Annotated in this window: 4 protein-coding genes; all 4 read left to right on the top strand. The window is 44.3% G+C overall.

Annotation, left to right across the window (positions count from 1 at the left end; all coding sequences use genetic code 11):
* Nucleotides 1–373 precede the first annotated feature (373 nt).
* The 4 genes from F6J99_RS34195 to F6J99_RS34180 all read left to right on the top strand — a co-directional run bounded on the left by F6J99_RS34195 (nt 374) and on the right by F6J99_RS34180 (nt 10467).
* Nucleotides 374–1744, top strand: coding sequence for an AAA family ATPase (locus F6J99_RS34195; protein WP_293119797.1), 1371 nt, complete (start codon nt 374–376; stop codon nt 1742–1744).
* The gene (locus F6J99_RS34190) at nt 1723–6804 is read left to right on the top strand and encodes a hypothetical protein (RefSeq protein ID WP_293119795.1); all 5082 of its coding nucleotides are present in this window, start codon (nt 1723–1725) and stop codon (nt 6802–6804) included. The genes F6J99_RS34195 and F6J99_RS34190 overlap by 22 nt, the downstream gene beginning before the upstream one ends.
* Before the next feature lie 269 nt (nt 6805–7073).
* Entirely contained in the window at nt 7074–9947 is a 2874-nt protein-coding gene (locus F6J99_RS34185) for a tetratricopeptide repeat protein (RefSeq protein WP_293119793.1), read from the top strand.
* Between the two features lie 280 nt (nt 9948–10227).
* Nucleotides 10228–10467 carry a hypothetical protein gene (locus F6J99_RS34180; protein ID WP_365974836.1) on the top strand — a complete coding sequence of 80 codons (240 nt, stop codon included), beginning with the start codon at nt 10228–10230 and terminating at the stop codon, nt 10465–10467.
* Nucleotides 10468–10522: the final 55 nt, after the last annotated feature.

Here is a 10522-nt window from a genome sequence, read left to right as displayed (position 1 = left end):
TCAGGGAGTAGGGAGCAGGGAGTAGGGAGTAGGGAGTAGGGAGTAGGGAGTAGGGAGTAGGGAGTAGGGAGTAGGGAGTAGGGAGTAGGGAGTAGGTAAAATGTCCTCAAAAATTCTCACAATTCCTACGCAGATACCTAGAGTAACTGATAAACTGGAATGGGTAATAACAAGTAAATCATAATCCCATAATTAGTCACAACATAATAAAAAAAATAAGCAAAAGTAACTAATGACTAATAGTATGGGATATCGAATCAGTTATCAAATCATAAAATCTGATGACTTTTGCCTGTTACCGATTCCCTACCTTAACAGGTAAATTGTTAACTTGGTGCCAAATATGACGAATGACTAATGAAAAATGAAACCTATGACAGTAAACATCCAAAAATTCTATAAAGCCTGTAATCCCAGCAAAACCTTAACGGTAGAACAGCCTGAAGACCGTAATTATTATATCGATTTTTCCTCAGTGCGAGGGGGCAAGATCATTGAAGAGTTGAAGGACAATATCACCTTCTTCTCCATGGATGAGCCGACCTGTGAGCTATTTACTGGACATATTGGTTGTGGTAAATCTACGGAATTACTGCGGTTGAAATCCGAATTGGAAGAAGCTGACTTTCACGTGGTCTATTTTGAGTCTTCTCAAGACTTGGAAATGGGAGATGTAGATGTTGGTGACATTTTACTCGCTATTGCTCGTCGAGTCAGTGAAAGCTTAGACAAAATTAAGCTAGGTGAACCGAAAGGCTTTAAAAAATTACTGGCAGGTGCGGCTAAACTATTGCTCACTGAAATTGAATTAAGCGGTCGGGTAGGAGTTCCTGGCATTGGTGAGGTTGGAGTAGACACGGAGGGGGCGGTTTCCCTAGCAGTTGGGATTGGTGAGATTACGGCTAAGGCTAAGGATAGCCCGGATCTGCGCAGTCGGTTACGGCAATATCTCGAACCTCAAACCAATCGCTTGTTAGAAGTGATTAACCAAGAGTTGCTCGAACCTGCGATCGCAAACCTCCAACAAGTGGGGAAACAAGGGCTAGTGGTAATTGTAGATAACCTCGATCGGGTGGATGCTTCCCAGAAGCCTTGGGGACGTGATCAACCGGAATATCTATTTGTCGATCGCGGAGCCCAGTTAAAGGGGTTACACTGTCATGTGGTCTACACCATGCCCCTAGCCCTACGATTTTCTAATGACTATAGTGCCTTGACTCAGCGCTTTGTAGTAGATCCCAAAGTGTTACCAATGGTACCGGTAAGGTTACGAGATGGTACTCCCCATGAACAGGGCATGGCACTGCTGCGACAAATGGTACTCGCCAGAGCCTTTCCTAATTTAGAGCCTTTAGAGCGTCTTGCTAGAGTAAAAGAGGTGTTCGACTCCCCTGACACTTTAGATCGCCTGTGTTACGCTAGCGGGGGTCATGTGCGGAATTTGCTCCGGTTCCTCAGTACCTGGATCAAGAAAGAAAGACGATTACCTCTGTCTCAAGGCATGTTAGAAACTGTAATTCGAGACCGCCGCAATGAACTAACCCTACCCATCTCAGACGATGAGTGGGAATTATTGTGTCATGTTGCTAAACACAAGAAGGTAGTTGGAGATGAAGGTTACCAAGTCTTGATCCGCAGCATGTTCGTCTATGAGTACCGAGACCAAGATGGGTCTTGGTTTGACGTTAATCCCATTTTGGCAGAAGCGGAAGGATTCAAATCATGCCTAGCTTATACCGCGTAGAAGATGCGGATGCCTACAACAAGAATTCAATCCAGGAACTCGCCTGGGCGATTGAGACGTCCCAAGGGGAGTTTTCCCTGATTTTAGCCCGCCGCAACTATGAAGCTTTACAGGATTACATTGTGCGGAAGTTGCGGCAAGTCTGTGCTATTGAGTTCCAGGAAATATATCTGAACCAGTCGGTTAAGAGTCTCTACACCACTATCTTGGAGCAGCTAGGGGATCAACAGCCAGCTGCCGTGATGGTCTTTGGTTTAGACTCCCTGAGCAACCTGGAGCAAGTACTAATCACTACCAACCAAGTGCGAGAGGAGTTTCGCAAGCATTGCCCCTTTCCTCTAGTATTATGGGTCAATGACAACGTACTCCAAAAGCTGATTCGCTCTGTGCCGGATTTAGAGAGTTGGGCAACAACCACAGATTTTGTCCTCTCCTCCAATCAATTAATTGAAGCTCTAGCAGAACGAGAGAGTTATTTATTTACTTGTATTTTAGATGCCGGTGGGGATCAGTTCCTACCCAATACCGCTATTTTGGGTTCAAGCTATCGCCGAGAATTGGACTCAGCTTTGAGGGATTTGCAAACTCGTGGAGATGTCTTAGACATAACCCAAGAAGCTAGTTTGCCATTTGTGCTTGGTCGAGAAGCTTATACTAATGGTCAGATCGATCAGGCCTTAGAGTATTATCAGCAAAGCTTAGCCTTTTGGCAGCAAGAATTCAGAAGCTGGGAAACACAACAACAGGAAATCCAACAGCAGAGTAGTTTCTCCTCCGGACTGGGTCGAACTACCCAAATACCTACTTCCCTCCGGACGTTGCCGAGAGACCCCTCAACCCCTTCACCAGTAGAACGTCAAGCTCTACTGCTGTTTCATATCGGTTTGTGTTATCTGAACCTGGCTGAACTCAATCGCTCCCAAACTCGTCACCACTGGATCACAGCCAGAGGGTATTTTCAAAAATGTATCGATACATTTGAACAAGCAAAACGCCCAGATTTAATCGCCAAGTTTATTACTAAACTTGGCGAAACCCTACAACGACTGGAAGCTTGGAAAGACTTACAAGGTCTGGCGCAACGCTCCCTGGTACTGCACAGAACCTATGGAAATTCACTGCAACTGTCTCAAGATTATGGATTTATCGCTGCAGTCGCCCTTCAAGACTGCCGTTGGATGGGCGCTCAGCAAGCAGCTAGGAAAGCTTTAGAACTCCTAACACGGTTAACTAATACCTCCGGACAGTATCAAATGTCCTATCTACTGCTTCTGGCTAAAGCGAAGGGGCATTTGGGTCTCTCGGAAGAAGCGATCGCTATCCTGGAAAGGGCTAAGGAAACCGGTCCAATGGATGCCCCACAACTTTATATTCGCATTTTGGAAAAATTGCGGACGCTTTATTTCCGGCAAAAGCAGTATCTAGAAGCCTTTCGGGTCAAACAAGAACGATTCTCCGTTGAGCAGCAATACGGTTTCCGTGCCTTTATCGGACCTGGTCGCCTCAAACCTCATCTACGCCAAACTTCTACCTTACTCCTAGAGCAGGAAACTGCTGCTGAGGAAATCACTGCTTCTGTACGTCAGAACGATGTAGAGCGCTTAGTGGAACGTATTGGCAGCACCCAGCACAAACTGACAGTGATTTATGGTCAGTCAGGGGTAGGTAAGAGTTCCCTGCTAGAAGCTGGATTAGTCCCCACTCTCAAAACTAAGGTAATTGGAACCCGTGATGTCGTACCAATTTTGGTAAGGGTTTACACCGATTGGGTCAGGGAAGTCTGGAAATCCTTAGCATCTTCTCCGTTGAAAGTTGACCAGTTTAACCTTGAGAGTTCTTCTGTGTTCAACGGTGAAGGTTCTTCTCAGTTGAAAGTTGACCGGTTGAAGGTTGTTCGCGTTCGCGGAGCGTCGCCTACGGCGAAAGCGTGGCCGAAAGGCCAAGGTTCACAGCAGTCTTCTCACCTGCAACCTTCAACCCAAACTAACCTGCAACCAGCCACCCAAACTAACCTGCAACCAACAACTCAAACTAACCTGCAACCAGCTACCCTTTTAGAGCAATTGCGACAAAATGAACATAGCAATTTGCTAACGGTGCTGATTTTTGACCAGTTTGAAGAGTTTTTCTTGATTTCGGATAATCCTACTGAAAGAAAACGCTTCTTTGATTTTTTCCGGGAGTGTCTTCAGATTCCTTTCGTCAAGGTAATCTTGTCATTACGGGAAAATGATTTGTACTTTTTGTTGCAGGGAATTCGCCATCAAAATTTTTATCCAATCAACAATAACATTCTCGACAAAGATATTCTTTATTATTTAGGTAATTTCTCCTTAGACGATTCTAAATCTATTATTCGCAGCCTAACCGAACGCTCTCAATTTTATTTAGAAGAAGCTTTAGTAAATACCTTAGTTCAGGAACTAGGCAGCAGTGAAGGAGAAGTTCGTCCCATTGAATTGCAGATAGTAGGAGCTCAACTACAAACTGAAGGAATTACTACCCTAGCTCATTATCGGAGAAAAGGTCCTAAAGAAAAATTGGTGCAGCGTTATCTGCAAGAAGTGATCGCAGATTGTGGCTCCGAGAATGAAAAAGCTGCTGAATTGATCTTGTATTTACTCACTGAAGAAAATAACACCCGCCCGCCTAAAACCCGCCAGGATTTGGAAAAAGATTTAAACGCCTTGGCAGTAGATTTAGCGATAGAAAAAATAGACCAGTTAGATTTAGTCTTAAATATCCTAGTCGAATCAGGATTAGTGGTGCTCTTACGAGAAAGTCCGGTTAACCGCTATCAACTGGTTCATGATTATCTAGTTTCTGTGATTCGCCAGCAGCAAGATAGCGAATTACTCGCCAAACTTAAGGAAGCCCAAGAGCAACATCGGCTTTCTCAAGCCCAGTTACAGAAGTCGATGATAGCACTGACCGGCTCCATTGCTCTAGTTGGCATGTTAGCGATATCAACCCTCTCTGCTGCTATATTTTGGGCTCAAGCTAGAAACAACGAAATCACAGCTTTGATTAAATCCTCAGAAGCCCTTTACGGTTCCAATAATCATGCCCTCGATCCCCTAAAAGATGCGTTAGAGGCAGCAACCAAACTGAAGAGGTCACTTGGGGTCAGCTCTGAGACTAAGGATATAGCGATGAGTTCTCTAGAGAAAGCCTTTTATGGGGTCAGAGAGCGCAACCGCTTAGAAGGTCATGATAATACAGTCAACACTGTTAGTTTCAGTCCCGACGGTGAGCTAATTGCTACGGCTAGTTCCGACAAAACTGTCAAAATCTGGTCCAAGGAAGGCAAAGAACTCTACACGTTAGCAGGAAAGGATGGACATCAGGATGAAATCAGAAGTGTTACCTTCAGTCCTGATGGCAAGTTGATTGCCACGGCTAGTAAAGATAAAACCGTTAAAGTCTGGCAACGGAATGGTAAGTATATTCAAACCTTGACAGGGCATAGGAATTTAGTTTGGAGCGTGCGTTTTAGCCCTGATCTCAAAAGCCTTGCTGCTTCTAGCGAGGATGGAAGAGTTATCATCTGGAGCCTCGAAGGCAAAAAACCCCAAATCTTCAAAGCCCATGATAAAGCAGTGCTCAGTATTAGTTTCAGCCCCGATAGCAAGGTGCTGGCAACTGGTAGTTTTGACAACACGGTTAAACTCTGGCGTAGAGACCGGAATGGCTTGTACAACAGAAAGCCTATAACCATACAAGCCCATGACGATGCGGTGTTTAGCGTAAGTTTCAGTCCCAAAGGTAAACTGATTGCTACTGCTAGTAAGGATAAGACTGTCAAACTCTGGAAACTTGACGGTACTCGGTATCAGACCTTGGGAAATGATGACCATGAAAGTCATGAAAGTACTGTGACTAGCATCAGTTTCAGTCCAGACGGTCAGACCCTTGCTAGCGCTAGTGCTGACAATACCGTCAAACTCTGGAATCGAAATGGCCAGCTACTCGAAACCCTTACCGGTCATAGCGATTGGGTATGGAGCGTTAATTTCAGCCCCGACAGCCAGACCCTTGCTAGCGCTAGTGCTGACAAAACGGTTAAACTTTGGAGTCGTCGATACGGGAATGAACTCCCTATTCCCACAGGGGATGAGAATACCGTTTACAGCGTCAGTTATAGCCCCGACGGTCAGACTATGGCTACCGCTAGTAAGAACAACACTATCCAACTGTGGAGCTTAAACGGTGAATTGCAGCGAACTATGACTGGTCATACCGGTTGGGTTTGGGGTGTTAGTTTCAGCCCTGATGGTGAGACTATTGCTAGCGCTAGTGCAGACAAGACTGCCAAAATCTGGAATAAGAATGGTAAGTTACTGCACACCCTATCTGGTCATGAGAATGTGGTTAGGAGTATCACTTTCAGTCCCGATGGCAAAATTATCGCTACGGCTAGTAGGGACAAAACAGTTAAACTCTGGAATCAGAATGGTATTGAGATTAGAACTCTGACTGGTCATACCAATTGGGTAAATAGCGTCAGGTTCAGTCCTGATGGTGAGACTATTGCTACGGCTAGTCTTGACCAAACCGTCAAACTCTGGAATGTTAGTGATGGCAAGGAACTGCAAACCCTTGATGATCATGACGATTGGGTTGTCAGTGTCGGTTTCAGCCCCGATGGTAAAACCCTGGCCTCTGCTAGCAGGGATAACACAGTTAAACTCTGGAATCTTAGTAATGGTAAGGAACTAACATCTCTTGAAGGTCATGACAATACCGTCTGGAGTGTGGTGTTTAGTCCCGATGGTGAAACCATTGCTACAGCTAGTGCTGACCAAACTGTCAAGCTTTGGAACAGGAAAGGTAAACAACCTCAAACCTTTTATGGCCATGATGATGCTGTAGTTAGCCTTAGTTTTAGTCCTGATGGCAAAACTATTGCTTCTTCAGATTCATCTGCTAGAGTAATTATATGGAATTTAGAGACTATCAGACATCCTGATCAACTACACTCCCTTGCTTGCGATTGGCTGCAGGATTATCTAAAGCACAATACTAATGTCAATAAGAGGGAGCGTCGTTGGTGTCGTTAGTGGTTCCCTGCTGAGTCCTGATTCTGTCATAAGCAGTCTGGAATGGGATTGCAAAAAACTATGGCAATTTTAATAAGTGTTTAGATAGTGTTAGGTAGTGTTAAGTATTTAAGTGTTAAGTAGTAACACTTAATCCTATCATGACTAATCACAAAAAAATCACAAAAAATTGCCATTTTGCTACCAGGATAGAATTTAATTTCCTGATAACATAATTACCTCACTTGCTGGCATAAGCACTTGCTGGCATAAGCAATATCCTTAAAATCATGATTAAATCACCCCTACTCGACCCTGTAGCTAATCACCACCGGGATACTGTAGAAGAACTAGCCTGGGCAATAGCTGCTAGTGAGGGACAGTTTTTACTGATGTTCGCACACTGTAATTATGCCAAGTGGCGTAAGCGAGTGGTGCGCAGACTACACAAAATTTCCTCTGTGCCAATCCGGGAAGTATTCCTAGAGCCATCTGCTTGTACACTCTACACCACCCTCCGACAGGAAATCGGGGAGGAACAGCCAGCCGCTTTGATGGTGTTTGGTTTAGAGTCAGTCACAGACCTTGATGAACTGTTAATCGCCACAAACCAAGTTAGAGAAGAGTTTCGCAAAAATTTCCAGTTTCCATTAGTGTTGTGGATTAACGATGAGGTGCTGTGTAAGCTGATTCGCATCACACCAGATTTCCACAGTTGGGCAACAACGGTTATGTTTGAAATCCCAACCTCAAGCATAATTAGCAACCTACAACAAAAAGCCAAGTCTTTATTTAGCACAGTATTAGAATTAGGTGCCAGTGAAATTTCCCCCAATGATGCTATCTTAGGTGCTGGTTATAGTCAGGAAATTAAGTTTGCCTTACGGGATTTGGAAAGTGGCAACCACGAGTTGCCACCAGAGTTACTAGCCAGTCTTAACTTTGTCTGGGGTCGAGAGGCTTATGGATTGGGCAAGATTGATGTTGCTATTACCCACTATCAGAAAAGTTTAGAATTCTGGCAACAGAAACCAGGTAAGCAGCAGAGCAAGCCAGAAAACAATGGTGAGATTCTCCCCGGACTTGGTCTGCCTACCTTCATAACCTCTAAGTCCATTACCCCTCCACGTCGGGAGCGAGAAGCAGTTCTCCTGTTTCACCTAGGATTATGCTATTGCGATCAGGCTAAGCAGTATAGACCAGGAGACCCTAGCTATCGAGAAAATTGGTACAAGGCTAAAGAGTATTTAGAGCAGTGTCTGGTGGTGTTCGAACAAGAGCAACGACCGGATTTAGTGGCTAAGTTTATTAATCAGCTCGGTGAGATACTGCAATCTCTGGAAGCCTGGGAGGATTTGGAAAGTCTAGCTAAAAAGTCTCTAGCCCTACACAGAAGTTACTCTGCTCCTGTGCAACTAGCTCAGGATTATGGATTTCTAGGAACAGTGGCGCTACAAAAATCCTGCTGGCAGGAGGCTTACACAAACGCACTATATGCCAATGTAATTATAACAAAAGTCACAGAAGAACAGGGTGCTGCACAGGATAGGGAAGATTTGTTGGCCTATCCAACAGGGGGAAGAGGGGGAAGTAAAAAATTGTCCTATCATCCGGCAAGTATCCAACCCCAACAACAGCAACAGTACCTTGACTATCAGGAAAATTCTGCTTTATCTTGCCTCAATGGAATAGTTAAGATAGATCAAGATGCAGAACAGATCACAAATAAATCTCCCGTTGGTCGCTATCTGTTACTTCTGGCTCAAGCCCAACAGCACTTGGGTCAGCATTCCAAAGCGATTCGCCATCTGGAACGGGCTAGGGAGTTAGGGATTAGTGATGACTCGAAACTGTACCTGGAAATCCTGGAAACTCTAGGAACCCTCTACTGGCAACAAAAACGATATCAAGCAGCATTTACAGTAAAACAAGAACGGCTTGCGATCGCACAAGAGCATGGTTTACTTGCTTTTATCGGTGCGGGTAAACTCAAATCCTCCCAACAGAATCAGTTAGCACAGAATTACTTAGCACAGACCAAGAGTAAAGGTAGCGCTACCGTATCTCAGGCAATGACTGCTTCCCATTGGCAACACAAAGTACAAGAGCTAGTGCAACGCATTGCCAGTACCCAGCACAAACTAACTGTAATTTATGGTCAAGCTGGAGTGGGCAAGAGTTCCTTACTAGAAGCTGGGCTAATCCCCGCCCTAAAACAGCAACCCATTGGTAACCGTGATATAGTCCCGATTAGGTTGAAGGTTTACACTGACTGGGAAAAAGAGTTGGGTAAACGTATCTTAGAGTCGAAGGGTGAAAGTTCTTCACCGTTGAAGGTTGAAAGTTTAAAGGTTGAAGGTTATAAAAACAACCTTAAAACGGCTAATCTTCTAGCTCAGTTGCAAGAAAATCAACGGCGAAACCAGACAAACATCCTGATTTTTGACCAATTTGAAGAGTTTTTCTTTGCTTGCCGAGAGCCAGCTGAACAAAAACGCTTCTTTGAATTTTTCCGTGACTGTCTTAATATTCCCTATCTCAAAGTTATCCTTTGTTTACGGGAGGATTATCTACACCTATTATTAAAGTGCGCTCGTCAGGTAGATTTGGATGCCATTAATAATGATATTCTTAATAAAGGTATCCTTTATTATGTCGGTAATTTTTCTCCAGACGAGGCAAAATCGATTATTTATACTCTAACCACTAGAGCTAAATTTTACCTAGAAGATGCATTAGTCGATGAGTTGGTAAACGACTTAGCTAAGACTGAACCAGTGGGACAAGTAAGCCCGATTGAATTACAGATAGTGGGAGTGCAATTACAAACTGAGCAAATCACTACTTTAGCGGCTTATCGACAAAGCGGATCAAAAGAAAAGCTAGTGGAGCGCTATTTGGAAGGGGTTGTTTCTGATTGTGGTTCAGAAAACCAAAACGCGGCTTGGAAAATTTTGGGTTTGTTAACGGATAAGGATGGCACTCGACCATTCCGAACAAAAGACGATTTAGGAGCAGAGTTACAGTTATCCACTGACAACTTAGATTTTATCCTAGAGCTATTGGTCAAGTCAGGTTTAGTGATGAAATGGCAGCAAGAACCAGAAGCTCAATATCAACTGATTTATGATTATTTAGCTGAGCCTATTCGTAGACGTTGCTGATTGTCAGCATTCAGCTATCAGCTATTAGCTATCAGCTATCAGCTAATGCGCTACCTCAAGCGCGTCGTTCGCACAGCGTGGCCAAAGGCCAAAGCCTGTGCCACGCACGCTACTTGAGGTGCTATCAGCATTACCTGAATGGTTACGATCTGATTAGCCTTTCAGTCCTGCAGTTAAGTCCCAATAAATCGGGATAAAACGGGATTTAACATCGCAAAACAGACATTGACATTTTACTAGCGCTATAGTATTATTAACATGTAGGACACAGCAGTATACGATGCCCAAAAAAGTAGGAGCAACCAAGAAAATATCGACTCAGGTCGTCCCCGTAGTGGGGATGACTAAGTCAGTTGAGCTTGAGTTGTTGCAGGTAATGAAAAAATTAGGCATTGTTAGATCTGAGTCTTACAACAAACTAGGCAGTATTAGCCATTGGGGACTGGACTGGGTGCGGCTCGTTCCAACTAGGAGCCTTCAGCGACTGAAGGGGTATGAGTTGGGGACTTGCGCAGGATAAAACCTGAAAAGTCTAACTACCTATCGGATGCAGGTGAAAGCCCTGCCTATGAGGA

It is taken from the genome of Moorena sp. SIO4G3 (genome assembly GCF_010692305.1).
In the GTDB taxonomy this organism is placed as follows: domain Bacteria; phylum Cyanobacteriota; class Cyanobacteriia; order Cyanobacteriales; family Coleofasciculaceae; genus Moorena; species Moorena producens_A.
This window is presented reverse-complemented; position numbering and strand designations above follow the sequence as displayed.